This is a genomic window from Alkalinema pantanalense CENA528 (assembly GCF_050753345.1).
Classification (GTDB): Bacteria; Cyanobacteriota; Cyanobacteriia; order Leptolyngbyales; family Leptolyngbyaceae; genus Alkalinema; species Alkalinema pantanalense.
The window spans coordinates 25,684-49,374 of record NZ_JBLZFX010000030.1 but is presented as its reverse complement, the minus strand read 5'-3'; the positions used below and the strand labels follow the sequence as shown (position 1 = coordinate 49,374).

The following is a 23,691-nucleotide window of genomic DNA, read 5'->3' as shown; positions in this document are numbered from 1 at the left end:
CCCGGTAGAATTTTTAGGGGGCGGATCGGAAGTTGTACAACTTATCAAATCAGCGGAATTGGATTGTTGTGCCATCAAAGTTGGAACTAGCGCTAAGCTAGTACAGCTGACTAGGGCTATTGCCCACGCAATATTTAATGTTTTCATTGCTGTTAATGCCTGCGTTGCGGTCAACATTCTTTCAAGGTCTGATCTTCTGGTGAAGTTATGCCTTGATGGGCTTTTCTGGCCCAGTTTCAACCGGAAGATCCGTAGTACTGTATTCTGTCCAAGAGCCTTCGTAAATACGCACCTTGGGATAATTCAGAAGGTGCTTCAGGACAACGTATTGTAAGGTGGCTTCCCGTCCAGTACTACAAGAGACAATGATATCGTCGGTGGGTTTAATCCCTTTCTCTGCCAGTAACTTGCGGATATCGTCCAATGACTTCAGTTTGTGAGGATTTTTTAGGGCATCCTGAGCATTATCCGCTTCCGTAAAAGTGGGCCAAGGGATATTGCGTGCGCCAGGGATATGACCGTTACGAACCCAAATGTCCTTTTCACCTCGGAACAAATCGCCTGGACGGGGATCAATAAATACTACTCCCGGCTTGCCAATCAAGTTTTTGACATCGTTCAGTGTGACACGAATGGATGGGTTATCTCGGACAGTAAATCGCTGTTGTGAGTATCTAGGAAACTCCTTGGTAGCAGCTTGCCCAGAGCCTTTATAGCCAGCAAACCCACTATCTAAAACGGCAATGTTTTGAATACCCGATCGCTCCAACAAATAAGCAACCATGGTTGCGCCCAAGACATCCCGCCCGTCGGAATAGACTAAAACATGGCTTTGATTGTTCACGCCTACTTTACCTAAAGTATCGCCGAGTTTAGCAGTATCCCAATATTGCACGGGTAAGAAACCATCGGGCCCCCGGAAAACGGTGTCAGCAATATTGATGGCATTGGGGACATGACTCGTAATGTAATCTAATGGCGAGTTCCGTACATCTAGAATTCGTAAATTCTTGTCCTTAGCGTGGGCTTTTACCCAATCTGGAGCAACGAACTGGATCTGTGCTTTTGTGGCTGCTGTTCCTGGCGCGATCGTGGCCCAAGGTGTAATCACTAGTACGGCGACCAGCACTGCTAACAAAGATAGAAATTTAGGGGCAGACAGTTTTCTCAGTTGACCTCTCGCCCCCATCGAACCCAATTTCATAGGTTTTCTCCTGAAATGTTTGGACGATCGCAGCGTAATCTACGGCGATCGACTGTAGAATCTACGGCAACTTGATCGGATAACCGTAGTATACTCTGTTGAGTACATTTACACAGCTTTCTAAAAATTGCAAATCTAGAAATCGCAAGTTTTTACCATGGGTTCCGTGATGACTTCCCCATGGGATTTCTGGTCATATGTCATAAACTCATGACATATAAAGGACGTTTTTCCTGTTCCTTCAGTCCTATTAACGGGCTGCTTACAAGCTGCAAAGTGAAAAAGATTGTACAAAGGGGTTTGATTCCGAGAATCCAGAGTCGATTGTGGGAAATTAATCTGGCCTTCCAGAATCAGGTGTTGAGATCCTAGACGCCTCAAAATCCCACATTTACAGAGGGGATTTCAAAAGGTACTGGAAAATCTTGACCTGTAGAGGGGACTTTGAGGGGAATGTTCTAATGACTTCACTCGTTTGTATTGACGACCCAAGGCGTCATGATTACTGTTGAGATATGAATTCTTTCTGCTCACTGAGGTGGTCATCATGATGTCTATAACTGCAAGTTCTCAAGCATCCATGACTATGAGTGTAGAAATGCAAAACTGCATTAACATTTGTAATCGCTGTCACGAGATGACAATGACCACATTGAATGAATACCTCAATCAACAGGATCAACAGACAGACATTAATCTTCTCTGTTTGTTGCGGGATTGTTCTGAAATGTGTGTAATGACAGTTAACCTGATCACCGATGGCTCAGAGTTCATGGGAAGAACCTGCCAACTGTGTTCTGAAATGTGTGAAAAGTGCGCTGCTGTCTGTGAGTCCGTTCCTCAAAACCAACAGTTAGCGGATTGTGCGGCTCTATGCCGTCGTTGTGCAGAGGTTTGTAAGAGTATGGGATTGCAAGCCATGGCCTATTTCCGTCGGCCCAATTTGACGAATCTAGATTGCATGGCGAGTCTACGCTAAGGTTCTTCTTCTAGCGGGTCTCTGGCATTCTTCCTATTGGGCCTATGAGGAGGATCAATCAGTACCAAATTAACCAAAATCGGGCGATCGCTTAACGATCGCCCGATGTTTGAATTATCTAATTGTAAGTGTTCTACTAGTTCTCTACTAGCGGGAAAACGGTACGGGGGTTGAATAATGGGGGACCCAACCTTTTGCAGTGATAAAGTACCGAACTGCTTGGTAGGAGAGGGTTGCGCCAGGACTGGATGCGTGTTCTACAAAGGCTGGAATCTGTAAGTAATCACCAACTTCAAGTTGTAGTTGCATCTCGCTGCCATCTGGACAAATAAATCTAAACAGCATTTCCCCCGAAAGTAAATGCCAGATTTCGGGATCGGTATGATAGTGCAAACGATCGTACATCGTTATTAAGGATAGTAATTGGCTATTGCCGGGATGGACGATCGCAACTTCACACCATTGGCAGTTTGTCTGATATTGCAGGGCTTTAAAGTTCTGGCTATAGAGACAGAGAAGACTTTGTTTTTCTACAGCGGTTAACCCATCTTGCTGCACCAAAAGTTCTGAGGAATCGAGTTGCTCACCTAGACTCCAATGGTGTAGCTCAACCCCAATCTCGGCAAGATGAGCGGCAATTTCTTGTCCCTTAGATAGAATCGTTCCGCCAGCTAGCAAAAGATGTGCCATAGAACTTTAGGTGTAGATTGGTTAAGTTTAGTATACCCCAGTTTCTTGGTCGGAAAACCGGGGATTTAATCTTTCTCAGATAGTAATAGTTAGGATCAAGTCACGGAATCGGCACTAGGACGATGAGGCACATAAGACGTGTGATGCTTAACAGGGAGCCAAGCGGGGTTGATGATAGAGGTCGAGATCCTTAAATAGCGGGGTGCTGAGGTAGCGTTCTCCAAAACTGGGTTGAATGACGACAATGAGTTTATTGGCATTCTCAGCTCGTTTGCCGATTTGTACAGCCGCCCAGAGCGCAGCTCCTGAAGAAATTCCAGACAAAATGCCCTCTTCTCTGGCGAGTCTTTGGCCATAGCGAATGGCATGATCATCGGCCACTGTGATGACTTCATCGATCAGTTCTAGACGCAAAACCGGTGGAATAAATCCAGCCCCAATGCCTTGAATTTTGTGTTCTCCGGGCTTGCCGCCGGTTAGAACTGCACTGGTAACGGGTTCAACTCCGATCGTTTGTAGGCTGGGTTTCTTGGCTTTGAGGGCTTCAGAAACGCCAGTAATGGTGCCACCCGTGCCTATCCCAGCCACAACAATATCGACGTGACCATCAGTATCTGCCCAAATTTCTTCAGCCGTGGTTTCTCGATGAATTTTAGGATTGGCGGAATTCCGAAATTGCTGCAACATGAAGGCTTTGGGCGTGGTTGCAACGATTTCTTCTGCCCGCGAGATGGCATTGCGCATCCCCCCTAAACTGGGGGTTAATTCCAGTTCGGCCCCAAAGGCTTTTAGCATGAGTTGGCGTTCAATACTCATGGTTTCCGGCATGGTGAGGATGAGGCGATATCCCCGAGCAGCGGCAATCATGGCTAGAGCAATACCGGTATTGCCAGAGGTGGGTTCTACTAATATCGACTCACCGGGTTTAATCAGTCCTTCTTCTTCCGCCGATCGAATCATGCTGAGGGCGATGCGATCTTTGACGGATGCAGAGGGATTCAGTCCTTCTAGTTTGAGTGCAATCTTTGCAAGACAGCCTTCTGACTGGGGGATGCGATTGAGTTGCACCAAAGGGGTAGAACCAATCGCATCGGTAATGCTATCCAAAATTCCCATAGAACCCAATTTTTATCAACGTAACGGGATAGCTTTATAATATACGGTATTCCCATCGGATAACCGTAGATAAAAATGGTGAATCTCAACTTTACTCTGACAAGTTTCCGCTAGAATCGAGGACATGCGGGATTGAGACCATTGTGTTTTGATCGCTGCTCAGCGTTTTAATCGCGCCTCGAAGTTCGGGTCATACCCAATTGATTGATCAATGCTATAGATTCGATCCCCCTAAATCCCCCTTGTTAAAGGGGACTTTGAAACAAGTTGACTGAATTCCCCCCTTATTAAGGGGGGTTAGGGGGGATCGTTATGTGTTGCAATCACAAGTTGATTTGGTATTACTTGCGTTAAGCGTGATCTTTGCGTTAAACGTGATTCTTGCTCTAAGCAATGTTTTTCTGTAGGCGATTCTTGCTGTAAGCGACCCTCAAATTCAGTCGGTAGGTGTGATTTATGTGCCAATTACTCGGAATGAACTGCAATGTCCCTACCGATATCTGCTTTTCCTTTGAAGGCTTTTGTGCGAGGGGCGGAAAAACCGATGAGCATCGGGATGGCTGGGGCATTGCCTTTTTTGAAGGGTTGGGATGCCGGGTGTTTTTAGATGATCAACCGTCGATCAAGTCTCCGATTGCGCAATTAGTGAGGCAATATCCGATTAAATCTACGAATGTCATTGCCCATATTCGTAAGGCAACGATCGGGCCGGTGGGGTTAGAAAACTGTCATCCATTTAAGCGCGAGTTATGGGGACGCTATTGGGTGTTTGCCCACAATGGCGATCTCAAAGAGTTTCATTATCAAAATCGAGGCCACTACTGCCCGGTGGGGAGTACGGATAGTGAACAAGCGTTTTGCCAGATTTTAGAAACCTTGCGTCAACACTTTCCCCAGGGCAAACCGCCCTTGGAAGCCCTTTATCCAGTCTTGGAAGCGCTGACTCAAGAGATTGCACAGTATGGAGTGTTTAACTACTTGCTCTCGGATGGTGAGCATTTATTTGTGCATTGTTCTACGAAGCTAAGTTACATTATCCGGCAAGCCCCTTTTGCAGCGGCTCATTTGGTGGATGAAGATATAACGGTTGATTTTCAAGAACTGACAACGGCGAGCGATCGGGTGGCTATCATTGCAACGGTTCCATTGACTGACAATGAAGAGTGGATCACGTTGCAACCCGGAGAACTGCTCGTGTTCCAGGATGGTCAACCCTTAGCCCAATCCGTCATTCCATTTTATTCCCCTAATTCGCGCCATCCGGTTGCATCCTGAGGGGCTGCTTCGATCGCGCCATTGCTGGGTGTTGATGTGGTAGTGGCTGATGGCGTTGCTAAGCTCCCAGCAGTGGAGGTAACAGATGGTGTTGGACTGCCGATCTCAATAGCCTTAGTAGCCGACCCAGCTTCCTCGCGGATGGCTTGCCAGGTGATTTTTCCTTCGGGCTCAATCTTGACGCTAACAATGTCATTGCTAGTACTACGGAGGGTTGCCGATGGTGGGGATTTGTCAGGTGCAGTTGATGTTGAAGCATCCAGCAATTTGCACTCAAAACTATCTCCTGGTTTAACCGCACGATAGCCACCACCACAGTCAACTTTCAGCGTCTTTGGGAAAGGGACTAGTCCTGCCTCAGGGGTGGTGGCTGTTGAAGGTGCCGAGCCTGCTAGGGGTGGGGTTGCAGAGGCTATGGCTGATTGGGTGGGATTGGGGTTTACGGGGGTCTGTGTTTGGCCCAAAACCTCTCGAACCTCGGACTCGAATTTAGTGAGGTTGAGTAATCGCCAGGAATGGGGAATCTCCCATTTGACCTTGTCTTTTTCTGCTGTGGCCCTGACTTGAATAAAAAAGCCCCCCTCTGGGTTTAAGGCTCCCGTGCATTCAAATTCTTGGTCGGGTTGAGCTTGCAAATTCTTGGGGCAGGTAATGGCTTTGACGGGGATGCCATTCTGCTTTTCAATCTCTGCTTTGAGAATGGTTTCTATCTGATGGGTTGCGGAGGATTGATTGCACCCGGTTAGGCTGGTCAGGATGAGTGCACTCAGTGCACTGACTTCCATGCCTAAAGTGACACTACGTTTTGCCATGCTAATTCGTTTTGCCATGCTAATTTCCCTCAATGGCTAAGGAAACCCGTTCTCCACCCACTTTTTGTAAGGTACCTAAAACCTTGGCCAATTGTTCATAGGACACTTTGCGATCGGCTTTGAGGAGAACGGCGGCTTGGGGGCTGCTGGCCAAAAAAGTTTGTACTTGCTGTGACAAATCCGTTTCACTCACAACAACATCTTTCACGGCTAATTTGCCTTGGGCATCGATCGCGACAATCATGGGGTCAGGGCCTTTGTTGGCTGACGGGTTAGCAGGGGCATTAGCACTGGGCAGGGTGACGTTTAATGCATTTTGCTGTTTCGTCAAAGTCATTGAAACAATGATGAAAAACGTGAGAATGGTCATAACCACGTCCATCATGGGTACCAGGTTGACCTCTGGCATCTGATTACTAGGGTGATTGCGGCGTTTCAGTACCATGATTAACCGTCCACTGTGCTGCGATCGATCGGGATAAAGTCATTAATTCTGCCCACGTCAGGATTAGATGCGGATTTTTGGTATTGAAACTTCGGTTCGTACCAAATCTGTCGATAAATCAATTCCAGTTCACTGCCAACGATCGAAAAATAATCCAGTTGCTTGGCTTCCAGGGAAACTAACACTCGCAAAATACTCAAGGCAATAATTGCGACAATCATTCCTCCCGCCGTTGTGATCAAGGCTTCCCCGATTCCCTCCGCCGCTTTGCCCAAATCTCCTGCACTGCTTGCCCCACCGCCGCCACCGATGTTGAGATTACTAAACGTCATGATCAAACCGGTGACGGTTCCTAAAAGACCCAGTAATGGAGCAATTCCAACAACGCTTTCCAGTAGTTTGTGTCCTCGGCGAATTTCAATAAATTCTTTTTCGCTCGAAGTTTCTAAGGCTAAGTGAAACGTCTCGGGCGTGGGCTGGTGCAAGCGTAGTGGTGCCAGTAGATAGCGCCCGATGGGAAGATGACTGCCCCGCCGTGCAATATCTGCGGCCAATGCAAGATCGGTGTGGGCTGACTCTAAAACATCGTGGACAATTCGACCTTCTTGCTTGAGTAACTGTCGCCAGAATACGGTTCGTTCGATCGCGCAACCAATGGTTGCAACGGACAAACCGACCAGTGGGATCATCACTGGCCCCCCTTTGGCGATCGTTTCATAGAAGTTAGACATTGATATTCCTCGGCTTAAGCAATTGACAGGTTTATGATGAACGTTGCGATGAATTTTGTTAGGACTTTATTGGGGGGGCACATTCCAAATCGTCAAGACACTGCCCCCCTTGGTACTTGGGAGAATGAAAACGTAGAGCTTCTTCGAGGCATCCACGGTGTACAGGAAGCCACCGTTGTAAGCAGTGGGGCCATCAAAATTAATTTCTCGGGTGCCCAAGTTGCCCTGAATATAGGTTGGAAATACGTCTTCTGGAGCTTCGTCAAATAGTAGCGCTGCCGAAACTCCAGGCTTGAGTTTTGTGCCTGCAAAGGCGATCGTGGGCCGTGCCAAACTATCTGGGGTGGCATCTGGCGCTGAAGTAGAACCGAGAATTTCGGCGACATCCGGAGGGACAGGAACGGCTTTAGCGAGGTCTCCTAGGGCGATGACTTCCGGTGCCAGAACATAAATGGCGGTGCCCGTGGTATCCACTAAGATATTCAGAATTTGGCCCTGACCTTTCCGGGAAACTTGATAAGCCTTGTGATCCGATTTATTCAAGACGAGAGAAGCTTGATATTTTTTACCAGGGAGTTCCTTTTCAAAAAAGCTGGCGACAGATGCTAAGTCTTTTGTGGTCGTGAAGCAAGCAGATTGTCCGTAGCAACCGGCGACTGCCCCTGGATAGATGGGAAAATCATCCCAAGCAGAGGACGTATTCTCTTCCGAAGCGCTTTGCTTGGAATCGTCCTTAGTTTCTGTCTGCTTAGTTTCCGTGACCTTGGGAGGGGTGGCAGGTGGAATCGGGTTCGAGGGCTGGTTGGGTGGTGGGGCGACGGTGGGTTTGCTCAGGGCGGCTGTTTTCTGAGTCTTGACAGATTTAATTCCGGTCGATTTGGTAATCGTTGGAAGTTGCGTAATTCGCACCTTTTTTTCTTCTGGTTTCACAGGTGCGGCTTCTTGTTTGTCTCCTCCCGTGGGAATGACCAGCGATAGGCCATGGAGTCCTAAAGAAATTGCCATTCCTAATCCGAGTAGCTTTTTGGTGGTTTGGCCATGGGGAGCGGGGGCTGCATGCAACCATTCATCGATCGCTGTAGTAGTCACTGTCGTGTGATTTTCAGCAATCGATTGGGGTGCAGTAGACGAGTCAGGTAACAAATTCTGGCTGGCCTCGGACGTTGTTTTAGGAGGAAAAAACTTTAACACGGGTATTACGCTTGAGACTCACGATGAAGATGAATGAGAAGAAGAAAAACTACAGGCACTGGATGTAAATTACACTGCGCCTGTAGGCATTTGCCGATACCAAAATTGTGAGGAATAATCCATGGGAACCCTTGAAATAAGCCCCAAATCCTACAATGAGCCTTTAAGGACTTGAGTGGGAATTTCCCGACAAGGGGCTTATGGAAGGGTTCCTCAGAAAGATGCTAAGAATCTAGCGTTTATTGACCACTTGATCAAAGATTGCGCCGTCAGCAAAGAACTTCTTCTGAACTTCGTCCCACCCTCCAAAGTCCTTGACGGTGTACAATTTGCTGACCTTCGGGAATTTCTTCTCGAACTCTTTGGCAACTCCACTATCCACTGGACGGAAGCCAACCTTGGCGTATTCCCGTTGTGCTTCTGGGCTATACAGGAACTTCACTAAGGCTTCCGAGACTTCACGACTGCCACGTTTGTCAACGATTTTATCAACTACCGCGATCGGGTTATCGATCGAGATATTGACAGGCGGGATCACGTAGAAAGCGCGATCGCCATTTTGTTCAGCCAGAATCACTTCATGCTCATAATTCAGTAAAACGTCTCCTTGCCCTTTTTTGAGGAAAATGTCAGTGGATTCTCTTGCATCCTTGGGCCAGACAGGAACGTTTTTAGCAACTTTGCTAAAAAATTCCTTGGCTTGGGTGTCATTGCCCCCAGTCTGACTCACGGAACCCCAAAGTCCGAGAAAATTCCAAATTGCGCCTCCGGAGGTTTTAGGATTGGCCGTAATGACCTGTACACCATTGGCGAGATCACTCCAGGTTTTAACTTTCTTAGGATTGCCGGGACGAGTGACTAATGCAATAACCGACTTAGTGACGATTGCATCATTGGGAGCTTCATTTTCCCATCCGGGTTGAATCAACCCATCCTTTTCTAAACGCTTGGTATCCAGTGCCAGTGCCAGGGACACCACATCTGCTTCGAGGCCATCTAGAACAGCTCGTGTCTGGCTACCCGATCCGCCATAGCTACGATTGATGACCACTTCTTGGCCCTTTTCTCGCTTCCACTTTTCTTGGAATAAGGGAATGATGCGATCGTGGGCGGCTTTGGTGACGGCAAAGCTCACGAGCGTAATTTCTACTTTGTTGGGTTTTTGAGCAATCAGTTTTTGCTCTACAGGTGCAGCAAACGCTGAGGAAACTCCAATGGGCATCAGCGACAAGCTTAGCCCAAGACCCACTGCCGCAAATGATGGAATAGATGGTTTGAAGGTCGTCATAATAGCTTGCTCCTCTGGTGTTCTCTGTTCTCGAGATGTTCTTCTGATAAGCGGCGGTGCTCAATGGACAGACAACGACTCACTGATAACGATTCAATCAAGGTGACTCAATTAAGGCGATCGTCTATCTAGCCAACTCCCTGACCTATTTAATCTACGGTAAATCAATCGGAATACCGTATTTTTTGAACTGCATAAAAGAATGTCACAAAAATTACCCAAGATCAAGAGGCCAACAATTTTTTCTCTAAAAACGGTGAAATGGTGTCAACGTTTCCAAAGGATACTGATTCATTGATGCAATAAAGTCTGAAAATTGTAGAGTGATGTATTGAATGGTCTTGACCCAAGGCAATTTTTGTGTAATTTGAAAATGATTTTCTTCAGGCTGTTCAGAATTAGAGGTAGTCAAGCATGTACCGGCTGTCAAATTTGAATTGCCGGTAGAAATAACGGTGGAAATAACGGGATTGTGCATCGGTTCTAAATGAGCTTGGAAATTTCTTTCCCTATTTCTGCAAAACTTCCCTCTAGCCTACAAATTGAGCTGGCTACAACGCCCTCAATACTGGCAATAGCATGAGTTTCAGACTGCTCAACAAAAGATGTGATCTAAGATAAATTAACTAAGTTTTGTAAAAATACTCATAAAAAAGCGTATCAAAATAAACAAAAAATTAGTGACTGAAACTACAAGGAGAACTGCTTTAAGAAAGAGCTTTGGTCAAAATGCAAATTCAATTACTTTTTTAAAGTAATGAGATATACATTTTTAGGTTTTTAGTGCTCTCGCATTACGACAAGGTAGTAATGTTTCGTAATCAAAAAAGACTTTGTAAGTGTTGTATAAATGAACCCAAGAGAAATGCAGATGACGAAATAAGCGTACCTAAGCGTTGTGTTTATTTCTCATTAATGTTTCTCGCTATGTAATTTCAGTGTTGCTTGAGTAAATTCTTTAGGCTTCTTATCATGTCGTTCTAAATGATGGGCTCCTTAAGTTGACTAATTTCTGGAAAATCAAGTTCTAGACGATGGGTTGATTACTCAAAACACATTACTGAAAGTCTATTTAGTTTCAAAACAACAATTTTTAGGAGATTGCAACCATGGTGCAAGATGCCTTTTCTAAGGTGACAGCCCAAGCTGATGCACGGGGTGAATACGTCAGCGATGCCCAAATCGATGCTTTGATTAACTTCGTTAGAGAAGGCAACAAGCGAGTTGATGCAGTTAACCGGATTTCGAGTAACGCATCCACGATCGTCACCAATGCTGCACGGGCTTTGTTTGAAGAGCAGCCTCAACTGATTGCACCCGGTGGTAATGCTTATACAAACCGCCGTGCAGCCGCTTGCTTGCGCGATTTGGAAATCATCTTGCGCTACGTCACCTATGCAATTTATGCCGGGGATGCGAGTGTCCTTGAAGATCGCGCTCTGAACGGTCTGCGGGAAACTTACTTGGCATTGGGTACGCCAGGTGCTTCCGTGGCTGTGGGCATTCAAAAACTGAAAGATGCCGCGATCGCTTTGGTGAATGATCCTAATGGAGTCACCCGTGGTGATTGCAGTGCCTTGGTTTCGGAAATTGCAACTTACTTTGATCGGGCATCCGCAGCCGTTGGCTAAAGTTCTGGTTCCATGGAACTACTTTAGAACTACTTCCTAGGAATAGGTGCTATTTGCATCTTTCCTTCTTTTACAAAGACAAAAATTCTTAGAGCTATTAGGAGAAAATTCGTTCATGAGCAAGACTCCTTTAACTGAAGCAGTTGTGTCTGCGGATTCCCAAGGCCGTTTCCTCGGTAGCACTGAAATTCAAGTTGCCTTTGGTCGGTTCCGCCAAGCTGCTGTTTCTCTAGAAGCGGCAAAAGAGCTCTCTAGAAAGGCTGGTAGTCTCTCTGAAGCAGCAGCAAACGCTGTTTATCAAAAGTATCCCTACACCACCCAGCTCCAAGGGAAAAACTATGCTTCGGATACACGGGGCAAGGCGAAGTGTGTTCGGGACATTGGCTACTACCTGCGCATCGTGACCTACGCATTGGTCGTAGGGGGAACCGGCCCGATCGATGACTACCTTGTTGCTGGACTGGCGGAAATCAACAAGAGCTTCGAGTTATCTCCTAGCTGGTACATTGAAGCCCTCAAGCACATCAAGGGCAATCATGGTTTAACGGGTGATCCGGCGGTTGAAGTCAACTCTTATATTGATTACATCATCAATAACCTGAGCTAGAGTTGCTTCACAGGTTAAGGCTCATTGATAGGTTATCTAGTAATGCGATCGTCTAAACAAGATCTGATACCCAAGATCTGACGATCGCCCTACGGAACAGCTTATCAGTGAGCCGTTCATTTAGACAGGTGCAAAGTAGGTAATTGGAATGGTGATTACAAGTGCAGCTTCCCGTTTAGGGGTTTCTGCGTTTACAAATGCAGTGCCCGTTGAACTGCGATCGAAGGCAAATCAAGCGGATATCTACGCGGTGATTGCAGCCGTTTACCGCCAAGTTTTAGGTAATGATTATTTGCTTAAGTCAGAGCGGTTAATCGGTGCGGAATCTTTGTTATTGAATGGAACGATCACGGTCAAGGATTTTGTTCGACAAGTTGCCAGGTCCGATCTTTATAAAGCCAAATTTTTTTCGAGTAGTTTCCATACCCGTTTTACCGAGTTGAACTACAAGCACTTGCTAGGCCGTGCTCCCTATGACGAGTCAGAGATTCAGGCACATTTAGACTTATATCTAGAAAAGGGATATAACGCTGACATTGATTCCTACATTGATTCCCCAGAGTATACCCAAAACTTTGGGGATTGGGTGGTGCCCTACTATCGAGGCTTTGCAACGCAGACAGGCCAAAAAACTGTGGGCTTTACCCGACTGTTCAAACTCTATCGGGGGTATGCCAACAGCGATCGATCTCAAGTCCTTGGAAAAGCATCCCGACTCGTCGGGGAATTGGGGCGTAATGGTGCATCTCCGGTGGTTGCTCCATCAGGGAGTAATAATGGGTTTGCTTACCAAGCTCCGGCACGGGGGGTAACGCCACAAAGTACCTTTGGCGGTTCTTTAGCCTACGGTTCTGGTCGGCTGTATCGCGTGGAAGCTGCCCGACTGGCGAAGTTGGGTTACCCTAAAGTTCGCCAAGTGAATCAGGCGGTAATTATTCCCTACGAAGCATTATCGAGTTACCTCCAACGGATTCATAGCCAGGGGGGGAAGGTCGCTAGTATTACGCCACTTTAGCTTGCTGTTTATTTTTTCCTGTTGAAACGTGTCTACGCTTGCTGAATGAATCTTCCTATTTTTGATAGGGAGATTTTTATTTTTATTATTTTACCTCGCTACTTTTTAAGTTTTAGTTTTGACTTGATGATTTGATTTGATGATGTAATTTTTGGGATATGTAATCTCATTATTATGATTGATATTTTCCCACCTTGTGATATGTAAATTTGTGATATATGCGATGTGTAATTTATGCGGAGACTTTACCCCAAGGGACTAAAATCGGCTTGATTCCTCTTATCCTAGAGAGCGGAAGAAGGGTCGAGGGGATGAGGGCAAAAAGTTGTTGCCTCTTGTGGGATATGGAAAATTGTTAATTAAAGATCTCAGATTGGAGATTAGAAGAAAACTTAGAAAATATGGGCTGAGAAACATAACTTCAAATTATTTTGATGCTGTAAAAAATGGATAGAATTTGTATCTAATGTACTTTCTAGGATGAGTAAGAGAGTCCTATGATATATCTACTACGCTTTTGTAAAGCGTCTAGCAATTTAATCTCCTTATTAAATCTTCCTGACTTGCTGACAGGGAGATTTTTTTTTGAGAATTTACTAGATGATGATTGGATATCAGCTTGAATTGAGACTGAGTTTGAAACATTCTTATCCCCCTCGTCTGGCTAGTTTTCTCCTGCAATTCTTCCTTCGTCTTCTCACTTGGCTGAGTTGCAACCAACCCCCACTTCTAGGCTACGTCAATCTTCCATGCCCATTTCAGTAGAAGGGCTATGCCTAGGTAAGGACGTCGGGATTAAATCCTCGGTTCTCCGATCGGAATTAAGTTTTTTTCTTGCTTTTCTGGAAAAACCTTTGTAGGATAATCCTCTAGAGATTAAACGGTAATCCCATCGATTTACCGTAGATTAAAAAGGAGAGCAGCGATGACTGTGCAGCAAGCCGTATTTAGGATTTTTCGAGAGCGCCTGCCCCGCTTTCGTTTCAAGTCACTCAAAAGCTTGGTCGGGTTGTTCTTGGTTGGGGCGGCTCTCAGCGTTTCGCTAGCGGCTTGCTCGGGTGGGAATCAATCAAATGCCCCTGCTTCACCAGGCAACAGTGCAGAGGGTGGAAAGAAGGATATTGAACTGACGTTAGTGGGCTATGCGGTGCCGAAAGCGGCCCATGATGCCATCATTCCAAAATTCCAAGAGCAGTGGAAAAAGGATCACAGTGGCCAAAATGTCACCTTCAAACAGAGCTACGGGGGATCTGGTACCCAAACCCGCGCGATCCTCGATGGCTTGGAAGCAGATGTGGTGCATTTAGCGATCGGGGCCGATGTTAACAAGCTGGTAAAAGGTGGGTTTGTACAAGAGAATTGGACGCAGCGGGTTCCCAACAACGGAATTGTCGGTGAAACGGTAGCCGCAATCATTACCCGTGAAGGTAATCCCAAAAATATTAAAACCTTTGCAGATCTGGCCCGCGACGACGTGAAATGGGTGACTCCGAACCCTAAGACCTCCGGGGGGGCGCGTTGGAACTACTACGCGCTGTGGAATTATGCCAAGAAAACGGGAGGGGATGATGGCAAAGCGAAGGAATTTGTGACCAAAGCTTTCCAGAACGTTGTGGTGCTTGCTAAGGATGCGCGGGAGTCAACGGATGCCTTTGCAAAACAGGGGCAAGGGGATGCTTTGGTGAACTATGAGAACGAAGTCATCCTAGCTAAGCAGAAAGGTGAGAAAGTAGACTTTGTCGTCCCTGAAGTGAATATCTCCATTGATACACCAGTGACTGTGATCGACAAGAACGTAGACAAGCATGGTACGCGGGAAGCAGCAGAAGCCTTTGTGAAATTCCTGTTTACGCCTGATGCTCAGCGGGAGTTCGCCAAGGTTGGGTTCCGGCCTTTGGGCGATTTGAAACAAGAACCTGAAATTGCCAAGCAATTCCCGGCGGTGAAGGAGCTTGCCAAAATTGACGAGTATGGCGGTTGGAAGGAAGCCCAGAAAGCCTTTGATGATGGCGGCCCGTTTGATGCGATCGAAGCTTCCATCGGTAAGAAGTAGATAAAATCCTAGCGCGATTTTCTAGGATGCCGAGGGGATCGCGCTGTTAGTACTGTCCCGCTGAGGATTAAAGCCATGTCATCCCCATATCGTTTTGAAACCTTACAGGTTCACGCTGGACAAACCCCTGCCCCTGGAACCAATGCCCGCGCAGTTCCAATTTATCAAACCACTTCCTACACGTTTGATAGTGCAGATCATGGTGCGAATCTCTTTGCCTTAAAGGAATTTGGCAACATCTATACTCGCATTATGAATCCGACAACGGATGTGTTTGAAAAGCGAGTGGCGGCCCTGGAAGGTGGGGTGGCAGCCTTGGCAACCTCCAGCGGACAGGCTGCACAGTTTCTAGCAATCAGCACGATCGCAGAAGCGGGAGACAACATCGTTTCCACCAGTTTTCTGTACGGGGGGAGCTACAACCAATTCAAGGTTGCTCTACCCCGCTTGGGCATCCAGGTCAAGTTTGTGGAGGGCGATGACGCGGAGGGATTTCGTCAAGCGATCGATGAACGGACAAAAGCGTTGTACGTTGAAACGATCGGCAATCCTCAGTTTAATGTGCCAGACTTTGCCACCCTAGCCCACATTGCCCACGAGCATGGGATTCCCTTGATTGTAGACAATACCTTTGGGGCAGCGGGTTATCTGTGTCGTCCCATTGACCATGGGGCTGATATCGTAGTGCAGTCCGCCACAAAATGGATTGGTGGCCACGGTACTTCGATCGGCGGGGTCATTGTTGACTCAGGACGCTTTGATTGGGGAAATGGTAAATTTCCCAGCTTTACCTCTCCTTCACCGGGATATCATGGCCTGAATTTTGATGAAACCTTTGGCCCTGACAGTCCCTTTGGCAATATTGCTTTCATTATCCGCGCCAGGGTAGAAGGCTTACGGGATCTGGGGCCGAGCCTCAGTCCCTTTAATGCGTTTCTGCTACTCCAGGGTTTAGAAACGCTGTCCCTTCGGGTCGATCGCCATGGGCAAAATGCCTTGGAATTAGCCCAGTGGTTGCAAACCCATCCCCAAGTTGCCTGGGTTAGCTATCTAGGTTTACCGTATCACCCGTATCACGATCGGGCTCAGAAATATCTCCAGCATGGGTTTGGGGGCGTACTGAACTTTGGAATTAAAGGGGGATTAGAGTTTGGTCGAGCTTTCATCAACCATGTTAAGCTTGCCAGCCACTTAGCGAATGTGGGAGATGCCAAGACCCTGGTCATTCATCCCGCTTCCACGACCCATCAACAACTCAGTGAAACAGAACAACGCTCCGCTGGAGTGACGCCTGATTTAATTCGAGTATCCGTTGGGCTGGAACATCTTGACGATATCAAAGCGGATTTTGCCCAAGCTTTTGATCAAGCTAGCAGTAGCTGTCAATAACTAGCTATTAATCACTAGCTAGCCCTGCCCATCCCCCATCATTAGTCGCCAGTTTAAGGAGGTGACTTCGGCATGCATTATCAGCAGTGGATTTCATCGAAAACCCAGTTTTACCAATTACCTGAACCTTTGGGTTTAGAATCTGGTGGCAACTTACCTAATGTTCAAGTAGCCTATCGTACTTGGGGAACTTTAAATTCACAGGGTGATAATGCAATCTTAATTTGTCACGCCTTAACCGGATCTGCGGATGCCGATCGCTGGTGGAAGGATTTGTTTGGTTCGGGGAAGGTTTTTGATCCTGGTCAGGATTTCATCATTTGTAGCAATATTCTGGGAAGTTGCTATGGCACCACCGGGCCAACCAGTCTGAATCCGATCATGAATGAACCTTACGCCAGTACATTTCCCACAATTACGATTCGGGATATGGTGCGGGTACAAGCTAAGTTACTGGAACAGCTATCCGTGCAACGACTCAAATTAGTCATTGGCGGATCATTAGGGGGAATGCAAGTCTTGGAATGGGCGTTGCTGTATCCTGACTGGGTACAGGCGATCGTGCCGATTGCAACTTCGGGGCGTCATTCTGCCTGGTGTGTTGCTCTCAGTGAAGCCCAGCGGCAAGCTATTTATGCCGATCCCCATTGGGCTGCGGGCCGCTATTCCCCTGAGCAATCGCCGAATCACGGGTTAGCGATCGCTCGTATGATCGCCATGAGTACCTATCGTTCCTGGCAGAGTTTTGAGCAGCGGTTTGGACGGCAGATCGATCGGGCTTCTTTTCCCTATTCTGCCATTCCCAAACCCCCAGAAGGTGTGTCTTTTTCGGTTCAACAGTACTTATATCGCCATGGGCAAAAGCTGGTTGAACGATTTGATGCAAACACCTACATCACCCTGACCCAAGCCATGGATTACCACGACATTAGTCATCAACGGGGTGAATATGGTTCCGTTTTGCAAACCATTCATCAACCAACGCTTGTTGTTTCCATTGACACTGATGTTCTGTATCCTCCCTCAGAGCAACAATTTTTAGCTGAAGCAATGCCCAAAGCGCAATGGACTTCGATCACCTCCATTCATGGTCATGATGGCTTTTTAATCGATACACAGGTGCTCAATGACCGAGTGGTCGCCTTTGGTCATTCCCTTGGCTGGGGCAATGCTTTAACGTCCTCTTTTCTTGAGTAGGATTTCTGCTTCCATTCATCTTTGCTGATAAATTTTCTATGACTATTACGTCCCCTCCACCTGTTCATCGTTCACCCGCTTGGCAAGCCCCTTTTCGTCAGTTAAGTAAGATTTCTTGGCCCCTCAGAATTACCATTTTCTATCTGGCTTTTATGTTGTTATTGCCGATCGCGGCGATGATTACAAAGGCCAGCACGATCGGCCCCAGTGAATTTTGGCGCATTGCCACCAGTGAAGTTGCCTTAGCGACCTACGATGTTACGTTTACAACGGCGATTGTTGCCGCTTTGATTGATGGTGTCTTTGGTACCTTAATTGCTTGGGTGTTGGTGCGCTATGACTTTCCGTTGAAGCGACTCATTGATGCTTCTGTCGATCTCCCATTTGCATTACCTACAGCCGTTGCTGGCTTAACCCTGGCCACGGTCTACAGCGAGAATGGTTGGATTGGTTCCTTGCTTTTACCTTTCGGCCTCAAAGTATCTTTTACCCGTATAGGGGTTGGGATTGCCATGATTTTTATCTCCCTTCCCTTTGTTGTGCGAACTGTGCAGCCTGTTTTAACTGAACTGGATAAGGATGTGGAGGAGTCAGCTTGGTGTATGGGGGCATCGCCTTGGCAAACCTTCTGGCATGTGATCTTCCCCCCCTTAATGCCGCCGATTTTGACTGGGGTGGCCCTCGGATTTTCCCGTGCGGTAGGGGAGTATGGTTCGACAGTCATCATTTCATCCAATACACCATTCAAAGATTTGATCGCACCTGTATTGATCTTTCAACGCTTAGAACAATATGACTTTGCGGGAGCAACCGTTATTGGCACAACGTTGTTGATTATTTCTCTGGTGCTACTTCTGGGCATTAACCTATTACAAGCTTGGGGACGACGGTATGACTAGTACAAAGGATAGGGTTGAACTGACGACTGCTCCCACCAAGGTTCCAAAAGCTAAAAAGTCTTGGGTGCCAACCGTGTTAATTGCGATTGCAGTGAGTTTTCTGGTTTTAGTGCTGTACATTCCTGCACTGAATGTTTTTGTGGCCGCTTTTAGCAAGGGAGTAGGCCCATTTCTCCATAACTTAACCAGCCCTGAATCCCTGTTTGCAATCCAATTAACGGTGTTGTTAGCTGTGATTGCGGTTCCTCTCAATACGATTTTTGGCCTCTGTGCAGCTTGGGCGATCGCGCGGCATAAGTTTCCAGGGCGAGCCTTTGTTCTGAGTGTCATTGATTTGCCCTTTTCCATTTCTCCTGTGGTGGCTGGGCTCATGATTATGCTGCTCTATGGTCGTCAGGGCTGGTTTGGGGAATTTCTCACGAGCCATGACATCAAGATTGTTTTTGCTGTTCCTGGCATGGCGATCGCCACTGCCTTTGTGAGTATGCCTTTTGTGGCCCGTGAAGTGATTCCGGTCTTAGAAGAAGCGGGGGCTGACCAAGAAGAAGCCGCAAAGACCCTTGGTGCAAATGATTGGCAAACCTTTTGGCGGGTGACCTTGCCCAATATCCGTTGGGGGTTGCTCTATGGTTTAATCTTGACTAACGCGAGGGCGATGGGCGAATTTGGGGCCGTTTCTGTAGTATCCGGTAATATTGCCCAAAAAACTCAAAGTTTACCTCTGTTTGTGGAAGATGCCTACAAGCAGTACAACACTGAAGCAGCCTATTCAGCAGCCGTTTTGTTGGCATTTTTAGCAGTTGTGACCTTGGTTCTCAAGGAGATTGTCGAGCGCAAAACGGCTATTAAATCGATCCGATAGATTTAGAAGTCCTCACAGTCATTGAATTTCAGGAGTTAACGATGTCTCAATCCTCTTCCCGGGCCCAGAAACATCTACGAATTCAGATTCCGCCGAAACATCACCAAGTTCCAGTGATTTCTCAATTAGTTTCAGAGTACGGTCTCATTGTCAATATTAAGGCTGCAATTTTGGATCAGAAGGCAACCAGTAGTGGTTGGTTTGATATTAGCTTACAGGGGGATCAAGAGAATCTCCAGAAGGGTCTAAGTTATCTGCAAGAGTTAGATGTAGAAATCTGGACAAATAAGGATAATCATCTCAATTAAAGCTGAATGATGTATTGATTAAAGGTTCCTCGTTACTCTGCAACCAGGAGCCTTTAAGCTTGATTCAGTACTTAATTGTGATTCTGACTTTGTAGTCTACTTGCTTGAGTTTTGTGAAGAGCTATGAGATTCTAAATTTCATGATTCTGGATCTTATGATGCCGATAACAACACTTTGCTAATAAATCCCCTCCCACAACCTAAACTATGCGCTACTGCTGATACCGAATCAACCTATGATTGCAACCCATAGCGATCCCCCTAAATCCCCCTTAATAAGGGGGACTTTGAACGAATTGAACTGAATTCCCCCCCTTTTTAAGGAGGGATCGGAGGGATCGGATCTGCAGCATCAATCAATCGGTATGAATAGGGGGAATTTCTAGGAAATAGCTGGATGATTGTGATTTAGTTAGAGTCTTTATAAATCCTAAAATTTGGGATTGCAAGCTAATTGAAAAAGAGAATTACAATGGGATCAAGATTGAGTTATAGAAATTATCAAACAGAGCAAGGTTTGACCCGTATTCGTCTACAGTTACAAATTCCTAGACGATATATTGATGAGCCTATTCTTTCTAACTTAATTTCTTGTTATGGTCTAACGGTGAATATTAGCCGTGCTTTTTTGCCTCACAACACAAATTACATGGGTTCCTTTGATCTTGAAATTCAGGGGAATCTCCATCAGCTTTCCCAGGGGCTAGCCTACTTAGATTCACTGCAACTCAAAGTGATTAGTAAGCCGAACCTAGATGGTGATGGATGGGATTACTAAAAAATCCCCTGGTATTGATGGGGATTGAATTGATCACAATTGAGGAGATATCTATTTAGGTATCAGTATTTTACAGAGTCTAGACTGCCATGATTTTGCTGGCATCCATTTCTAGTATCCATCTCTAAGTGTAAAAGCACCCCTAAATTTCGTAATGCCAGAATCTTTCTTCTTCCCGGAAGATGAATTGACTAATAGATCGACGCTCAATGATCCCCTGGTCTTGAAACTGCTTCATTAACCGGGTAATTGTGACTCGTGTTGTTCCCAAACTGTCTGCAATATCTTGGTGGGTCAGGCGAAGATCAATTAATTGACCAGTTTCAACATGGCGGCCAAACTTCTTAGATAGCAATTCAAAAAAGTGATATAGCATCGCATCCACTCGGCGATGTCCCCGTACCACAGCCATCTCTTCGGACTGTTGTGTATAGAGAAATAAAAGATTAATTAACTGCTGGGGATCAGCATCTAGGGGGTACATTGTCGCTTCTAATCGCGTCAGGCACTCGATTTGGTACGGTGTAATGCGCGATAGGGCTTGTCCCACAATATCCCCCGGCCCCCAAATGCCCAAAGTGACGACGGTTCCATCTTCTAACCACGTCATAGTTCTGGCTGCTCCCGATTGGATCTGCCACAAATACCCTAATCCTAAGGGTAATAATGCACGGGCTGGAAATTCGCGCAATGGCTGGAACTGCTTATAGGGATTGGAAATAATAGCGGGGCTTGTGCTAGGTGGCAGCGAAGAGGGCTGCTCATTGTTGAACTGATTCACGGCAGGTTGCGGCAAGGCCGATGGTGTTGAAGACTGTAGGCTGAACAAAGCAGGATTAAAAGTTACAGAATGAAGTGCTAAGGATTTATTAAACCACGGTTTCCCGATTGGCTTGCCGTAGTATACTTCACTATATCGTAACTGTCTGCAAAAAACATATGGGTATCTCAATTCATAATGTTTCGAAGTCCTTTGGTTCTTTCCATGCGATCGATCAAGTATCCCTAGAATGCCAAACTGGGAAACTAGTGGCCCTCCTTGGCCCTTCGGGGTCTGGTAAATCTACGCTTTTGCGGATTATTGCTGGATTGGAGCAGCCAGACGAGGGCAGCGTCTATCTGATTGGACGAGATGCCACCTACCGTCCTGTGCAAGAACGCCAAATTGGGTTTGTGTTTCAGCACTATGCCTTGTTTAAACACCGTACGGTTCGACAAAACATTGCGTTTGCCTTGGAACTGCGCAAGGTCAATAAGCAGCGGATTGCCAATCGGGTGGAGGAACTGATTGATTTAGTTCAGCTTCAGGGCATGGGCGATCGCTATCCTTCCCAACTCTCAGGAGGCCAACGCCAACGGGTTGCCTTGGCCCGCGCCCTCGCGGTAGAACCCCAGGTGTTACTATTGGATGAGCCGTTTGGTGCATTGGACGCAAAGGTACGGAAAGATTTGCGGGCTTGGTTGCGTAACCTACACCATAATGTGAATGTAACCACTGTGTTCGTTACCCACGATCAGGAAGAAGCGATGGAAGTGGCGGATGAGATTGTGGTGATGAACCGAGGCCGAGTTGAACAAGTGGGAACCCCGAGTGAAATTTATGACAAACCGGCGACCCCCTTTGTTATGAGTTTTATTGGACCCGTGAACATCTTGCCGGTCAGTTCGGGGTTAATTGCTGGAGGCAATCGCATTCAATCTAGCGATCGGGTCTTCCTACGTCCTCACGATGTGGCAATCCACCATGAGCCTATTGAAGATGCTGTGCCTGCTATTATTCATCGTATTATTCATCTCGGTCGAGAAATTCAAGTGGAATTGTCTCTTGCTTCCGGTGAGCCGATGGATGTTTATTTAAGCCGACAGGATTTCGATCGCCTAAATCTCACCCCACAACAGCGGGTTTACATTCAACCAAAACAGGTGAAGGTCTTTAGTGAATATGATTTAGTAGGAGCCAGCACCTAAATTCCATGGGCAGATTGGTGAAGGTAGAGCACTTCCTGTATTCCAATAGGCTGATTTCTTGCTAACATCAATGATCGAGAAAACCACCAGCTATTGTAAGCATTACTCAGCGGGACTGACTGAGCTTGATTGGTGATGATGATTTCCAGAATACTAATCCAGTTAAATTCTGTGCATTTCAGGCCCATGTAGCTTCCCCGTGCATCTTCATTGTTGTTCTTAATCAGTAATTGTGATGTGAATGACTTGGATTGATGAATTGGATTGATGAATTTTTCTTCGATTAATGCGTTGTAATCTACGTGTTTCCCAAAGTCCTGTCATGAATCATGATTGAGTTTCCCTGAACCCCGTTTCAAACTGATCTAGATGATCTGGGAAACTTTTCCCTAGTAGAAGTTACTGTGAAAAGCCCCTAAACGACTTGTTTAGGGGCTTTTCAGTATTTGTCATGGAAGCTATTTTTTTGGAACAGGTCTTAGTTTTTGGCAGATCATTTTCTGGCACCTTTACCAGGATAAAGGACATTTTCTATTTTATTTTTCTATTCCCCAGTAAATCGGTCGGGATTGTGTACATGAGAGAAAATTATGCTAAAGTACGGTAAACCTATCGAGATACCGTACTTAGGTTTCTTTTTCTTAACAAGAAATTATGCTTGAATCGGATACCCTAACCCAATCTTCCCCGTCTCAATTGCCGGATACGTCAGCCTCTTCTCAATCCTCTCAATCACGTCCTATGCTGAACCTTTTGCGATCGCTAAACCCGTTTCGATCGTTGCCCGAAGATTTAGGAGCTTCTGCTTCCCGTGGTGGAACAATCTGGAAGCGACTTTTTGGCGGCGGTCTGGTTGTGATTGGCTATTTGCTGTCTCCCCTATGCTGGTGGAATGATTTAATTTTTAATTTGCCGGTTGCCTATGGAATTGGCTACTTGTGCAGTCTGGTCTCTCAGGATTGGCTGCTTCCAGGGGCGATCGTGGGTTACTGGCTCTCCAACGTGGTAGGCATTTTACTGATGCAAGCGGGCGTATTTGAAATTGCCCATAACGGTACGAAGGAACGCAACTTCAAAAAAGACTTGCTCAGTGGTTTATTGACCTCAACCCTTTACACAGCAGCAATCTTGGTGTTTCTGCAATTGGGAATTCTAGACTCTCCCCTGTCTAGTGAAACCTTGGCTGAACTGAGTGGACAAATGATGAAAAACTTGAATTTGTTTTTTCCAGTTGGTTCCTAGTACACCTTAAA

23 protein-coding genes are annotated in these 23,691 nt (G+C 46.4%); 14 read left to right on the top strand and 9 right to left on the bottom strand.

All coding sequences use genetic code 11. The features are described from left to right. Window positions 1-205 precede the first annotated feature (205 nt). The gene (locus ACN4EG_RS12095; RefSeq protein ID WP_431629744.1) at window positions 206-1,204 is read right to left on the bottom strand and encodes a sulfurtransferase; all 999 of its coding nucleotides are present in this window, start codon (window positions 1,202-1,204) and stop codon (window positions 206-208) included. Between the two features lie 643 nt (window positions 1,205-1,847). Between ACN4EG_RS12095 and ACN4EG_RS12090 the strand changes: the two genes are divergently transcribed. Continuing rightward, a complete protein-coding gene (locus tag ACN4EG_RS12090) occupies window positions 1,848-2,183 on the top strand; it encodes a four-helix bundle copper-binding protein (RefSeq protein ID WP_431629743.1) in 336 nt (111 codons plus the stop codon). 147 nt (window positions 2,184-2,330) lie between these two features. Here ACN4EG_RS12090 and ACN4EG_RS12085 read toward each other — a convergent pair whose 3' ends face one another. Continuing rightward, window positions 2,331-2,873 carry a hypothetical protein gene (locus ACN4EG_RS12085; protein ID WP_431629742.1) on the bottom strand — a complete coding sequence of 181 codons (543 nt, stop codon included), beginning with the start codon at window positions 2,871-2,873 and terminating at the stop codon, window positions 2,331-2,333. A 147-nt stretch (window positions 2,874-3,020) separates the two neighbouring features. Further along, window positions 3,021-3,989 (bottom strand): cysteine synthase A, encoded by a 969-nt coding sequence (gene cysK, locus ACN4EG_RS12080; RefSeq protein WP_431629740.1) that lies wholly within the window; start codon window positions 3,987-3,989, stop codon window positions 3,021-3,023. 456 nt (window positions 3,990-4,445) lie between these two features. On the opposite strand from cysK, the gene ACN4EG_RS12075 reads away from it, so the two are divergent. Continuing rightward, window positions 4,446-5,264 (top strand): class II glutamine amidotransferase, encoded by an 819-nt coding sequence (locus ACN4EG_RS12075; protein ID WP_431629738.1) that lies wholly within the window; start codon window positions 4,446-4,448, stop codon window positions 5,262-5,264. Here ACN4EG_RS12075 and ACN4EG_RS12070 read toward each other — a convergent pair. The 5 genes from ACN4EG_RS12070 to ACN4EG_RS12050 form a co-directional block, all read right to left on the bottom strand. Further along, a complete protein-coding gene (locus tag ACN4EG_RS12070; RefSeq protein ID WP_431629737.1) occupies window positions 5,228-6,094 on the bottom strand; it encodes a hypothetical protein in 867 nt (288 codons plus the stop codon). The two genes, ACN4EG_RS12075 and ACN4EG_RS12070, sit on opposite strands and share 37 nt — an antisense overlap. Before the next feature lies 1 nt (window position 6,095). Then, window positions 6,096-6,521 (bottom strand): ExbD/TolR family protein, encoded by a 426-nt coding sequence (locus ACN4EG_RS12065; RefSeq protein WP_431629735.1) that lies wholly within the window; start codon window positions 6,519-6,521, stop codon window positions 6,096-6,098. Between the two features lie 2 nt (window positions 6,522-6,523). After that, a complete protein-coding gene (locus ACN4EG_RS12060) occupies window positions 6,524-7,252 on the bottom strand; it encodes a MotA/TolQ/ExbB proton channel family protein (RefSeq protein ID WP_431629733.1) in 729 nt (242 codons plus the stop codon). 66 nt (window positions 7,253-7,318) lie between these two features. Next, window positions 7,319-8,443, bottom strand: a complete 1,125-nt coding sequence (locus ACN4EG_RS12055) for a hypothetical protein (RefSeq protein WP_431629731.1) — start codon at window positions 8,441-8,443, stop codon at window positions 7,319-7,321. 232 nt (window positions 8,444-8,675) lie between these two features. Beyond that, window positions 8,676-9,731 carry a sulfate ABC transporter substrate-binding protein gene (locus tag ACN4EG_RS12050; RefSeq protein ID WP_431629730.1) on the bottom strand — a complete coding sequence of 352 codons (1,056 nt, stop codon included), beginning with the start codon at window positions 9,729-9,731 and terminating at the stop codon, window positions 8,676-8,678. A 1,112-nt stretch (window positions 9,732-10,843) separates the two neighbouring features. Here ACN4EG_RS12050 and ACN4EG_RS12045 point away from each other — a divergent pair. The 10 genes from ACN4EG_RS12045 (at window position 10,844) to ACN4EG_RS12000 (ending at window position 20,470) form a co-directional block, all read left to right on the top strand. Continuing rightward, on the top strand, window positions 10,844-11,362 hold the full coding sequence (locus ACN4EG_RS12045) for a phycocyanin subunit beta (protein WP_431629762.1): 519 nt from the start codon (window positions 10,844-10,846) through the stop codon (window positions 11,360-11,362). 115 nt (window positions 11,363-11,477) lie between these two features. After that, window positions 11,478-11,969, top strand: coding sequence for a phycocyanin subunit alpha (gene cpcA / locus ACN4EG_RS12040; RefSeq protein ID WP_431629729.1), 492 nt, complete (start codon window positions 11,478-11,480; stop codon window positions 11,967-11,969). A 148-nt stretch (window positions 11,970-12,117) separates the two neighbouring features. Continuing rightward, window positions 12,118-12,984: a phycobilisome rod-core linker polypeptide gene (locus tag ACN4EG_RS12035; protein WP_431629728.1), complete on the top strand. Its 867-nt coding sequence runs from the start codon at window positions 12,118-12,120 to the stop codon at window positions 12,982-12,984. A 925-nt stretch (window positions 12,985-13,909) separates the two neighbouring features. Beyond that, entirely contained in the window at window positions 13,910-15,037 is a 1,128-nt protein-coding gene (locus ACN4EG_RS12030; RefSeq protein ID WP_431629727.1) for a sulfate ABC transporter substrate-binding protein, read from the top strand. Between the two features lie 75 nt (window positions 15,038-15,112). Continuing rightward, window positions 15,113-16,426: an O-acetylhomoserine aminocarboxypropyltransferase/cysteine synthase family protein gene (locus tag ACN4EG_RS12025; RefSeq protein WP_431629726.1), complete on the top strand. Its 1,314-nt coding sequence runs from the start codon at window positions 15,113-15,115 to the stop codon at window positions 16,424-16,426. 72 nt (window positions 16,427-16,498) lie between these two features. Then, window positions 16,499-17,623, top strand: coding sequence for a homoserine O-acetyltransferase MetX (gene metX, locus ACN4EG_RS12020; protein ID WP_431629724.1), 1,125 nt, complete (start codon window positions 16,499-16,501; stop codon window positions 17,621-17,623). Window positions 17,624-17,661: 38 nt separating this feature from the next. Then, window positions 17,662-18,522 carry a sulfate ABC transporter permease subunit CysT gene (gene cysT / locus ACN4EG_RS12015; protein WP_431629723.1) on the top strand — a complete coding sequence of 287 codons (861 nt, stop codon included), beginning with the start codon at window positions 17,662-17,664 and terminating at the stop codon, window positions 18,520-18,522. Beyond that, window positions 18,515-19,384 carry a sulfate ABC transporter permease subunit CysW gene (gene cysW, locus ACN4EG_RS12010; RefSeq protein ID WP_431629722.1) on the top strand — a complete coding sequence of 290 codons (870 nt, stop codon included), beginning with the start codon at window positions 18,515-18,517 and terminating at the stop codon, window positions 19,382-19,384. Before cysT ends, cysW begins: the two co-directional genes overlap by 8 nt. A 41-nt stretch (window positions 19,385-19,425) precedes the next feature. Then, the gene (locus ACN4EG_RS12005; protein ID WP_431629720.1) at window positions 19,426-19,692 is read left to right on the top strand and encodes an NIL domain-containing protein; all 267 of its coding nucleotides are present in this window, start codon (window positions 19,426-19,428) and stop codon (window positions 19,690-19,692) included. A 517-nt stretch (window positions 19,693-20,209) separates the two neighbouring features. Continuing rightward, window positions 20,210-20,470, top strand: coding sequence for an NIL domain-containing protein (locus tag ACN4EG_RS12000; RefSeq protein ID WP_431629719.1), 261 nt, complete (start codon window positions 20,210-20,212; stop codon window positions 20,468-20,470). A 142-nt stretch (window positions 20,471-20,612) separates the two neighbouring features. Here the strand turns inward: ACN4EG_RS12000 and ACN4EG_RS11995 are convergent, their stop codons facing one another. Continuing rightward, the gene (locus ACN4EG_RS11995; protein WP_431629718.1) at window positions 20,613-21,299 is read right to left on the bottom strand and encodes a Crp/Fnr family transcriptional regulator; all 687 of its coding nucleotides are present in this window, start codon (window positions 21,297-21,299) and stop codon (window positions 20,613-20,615) included. Window positions 21,300-21,409: 110 nt separating this feature from the next. Between ACN4EG_RS11995 and ACN4EG_RS11990 the strand changes: the two genes are divergently transcribed. Then, window positions 21,410-22,438, top strand: coding sequence for a sulfate/molybdate ABC transporter ATP-binding protein (locus ACN4EG_RS11990; RefSeq protein ID WP_431629717.1), 1,029 nt, complete (start codon window positions 21,410-21,412; stop codon window positions 22,436-22,438). A gap of 741 nt (window positions 22,439-23,179) precedes the next feature. After that, on the top strand, window positions 23,180-23,680 hold the full coding sequence (locus ACN4EG_RS11985) for a hypothetical protein (RefSeq protein WP_431629715.1): 501 nt from the start codon (window positions 23,180-23,182) through the stop codon (window positions 23,678-23,680). The last annotated feature ends 11 nt before the right edge of the window (window positions 23,681-23,691 follow it).

Excerpts from the sequence above, each read along its gene's own strand:
- ACN4EG_RS12065 (WP_431629735.1), bottom strand. The coding sequence starts at position 6,521 with ATGGTACTGAAACGCCGCAATCACCCTAGTAATCAGATGCCAGAGGTC.
- cpcA (WP_431629729.1), top strand. The coding sequence starts at position 11,478 with ATGAGCAAGACTCCTTTAACTGAAGCAGTTGTGTCTGCGGATTCCCAA.
- ACN4EG_RS12090 (WP_431629743.1), top strand. The coding sequence starts at position 1,848 with ATGACCACATTGAATGAATACCTCAATCAACAGGATCAACAGACAGAC.
- metX (WP_431629724.1), top strand. The coding sequence starts at position 16,499 with ATGCATTATCAGCAGTGGATTTCATCGAAAACCCAGTTTTACCAATTA.
- ACN4EG_RS12070 (WP_431629737.1), bottom strand. The coding sequence starts at position 6,094 with ATGGCAAAACGAATTAGCATGGCAAAACGTAGTGTCACTTTAGGCATG.
- ACN4EG_RS11985 (WP_431629715.1), top strand. The coding sequence starts at position 23,180 with ATGCTGAACCTTTTGCGATCGCTAAACCCGTTTCGATCGTTGCCCGAA.
- cysK (WP_431629740.1), bottom strand. The coding sequence starts at position 3,989 with ATGGGAATTTTGGATAGCATTACCGATGCGATTGGTTCTACCCCTTTG.
- ACN4EG_RS12075 (WP_431629738.1), top strand. The coding sequence starts at position 4,446 with ATGTGCCAATTACTCGGAATGAACTGCAATGTCCCTACCGATATCTGC.
- ACN4EG_RS12060 (WP_431629733.1), bottom strand. The coding sequence starts at position 7,252 with ATGTCTAACTTCTATGAAACGATCGCCAAAGGGGGGCCAGTGATGATC.
- ACN4EG_RS12030 (WP_431629727.1), top strand. The coding sequence starts at position 13,910 with ATGACTGTGCAGCAAGCCGTATTTAGGATTTTTCGAGAGCGCCTGCCC.
- ACN4EG_RS11990 (WP_431629717.1), top strand. The coding sequence starts at position 21,410 with ATGGGTATCTCAATTCATAATGTTTCGAAGTCCTTTGGTTCTTTCCAT.
- ACN4EG_RS12085 (WP_431629742.1), bottom strand. The coding sequence starts at position 2,873 with ATGGCACATCTTTTGCTAGCTGGCGGAACGATTCTATCTAAGGGACAA.
- ACN4EG_RS12095 (WP_431629744.1), bottom strand. The coding sequence starts at position 1,204 with ATGAAATTGGGTTCGATGGGGGCGAGAGGTCAACTGAGAAAACTGTCT.
- cysW (WP_431629722.1), top strand. The coding sequence starts at position 18,515 with ATGACTAGTACAAAGGATAGGGTTGAACTGACGACTGCTCCCACCAAG.
- ACN4EG_RS12035 (WP_431629728.1), top strand. The coding sequence starts at position 12,118 with ATGGTGATTACAAGTGCAGCTTCCCGTTTAGGGGTTTCTGCGTTTACA.
- cysT (WP_431629723.1), top strand. The coding sequence starts at position 17,662 with ATGACTATTACGTCCCCTCCACCTGTTCATCGTTCACCCGCTTGGCAA.
- ACN4EG_RS12050 (WP_431629730.1), bottom strand. The coding sequence starts at position 9,731 with ATGACGACCTTCAAACCATCTATTCCATCATTTGCGGCAGTGGGTCTT.
- ACN4EG_RS12025 (WP_431629726.1), top strand. The coding sequence starts at position 15,113 with ATGTCATCCCCATATCGTTTTGAAACCTTACAGGTTCACGCTGGACAA.
- ACN4EG_RS12005 (WP_431629720.1), top strand. The coding sequence starts at position 19,426 with ATGTCTCAATCCTCTTCCCGGGCCCAGAAACATCTACGAATTCAGATT.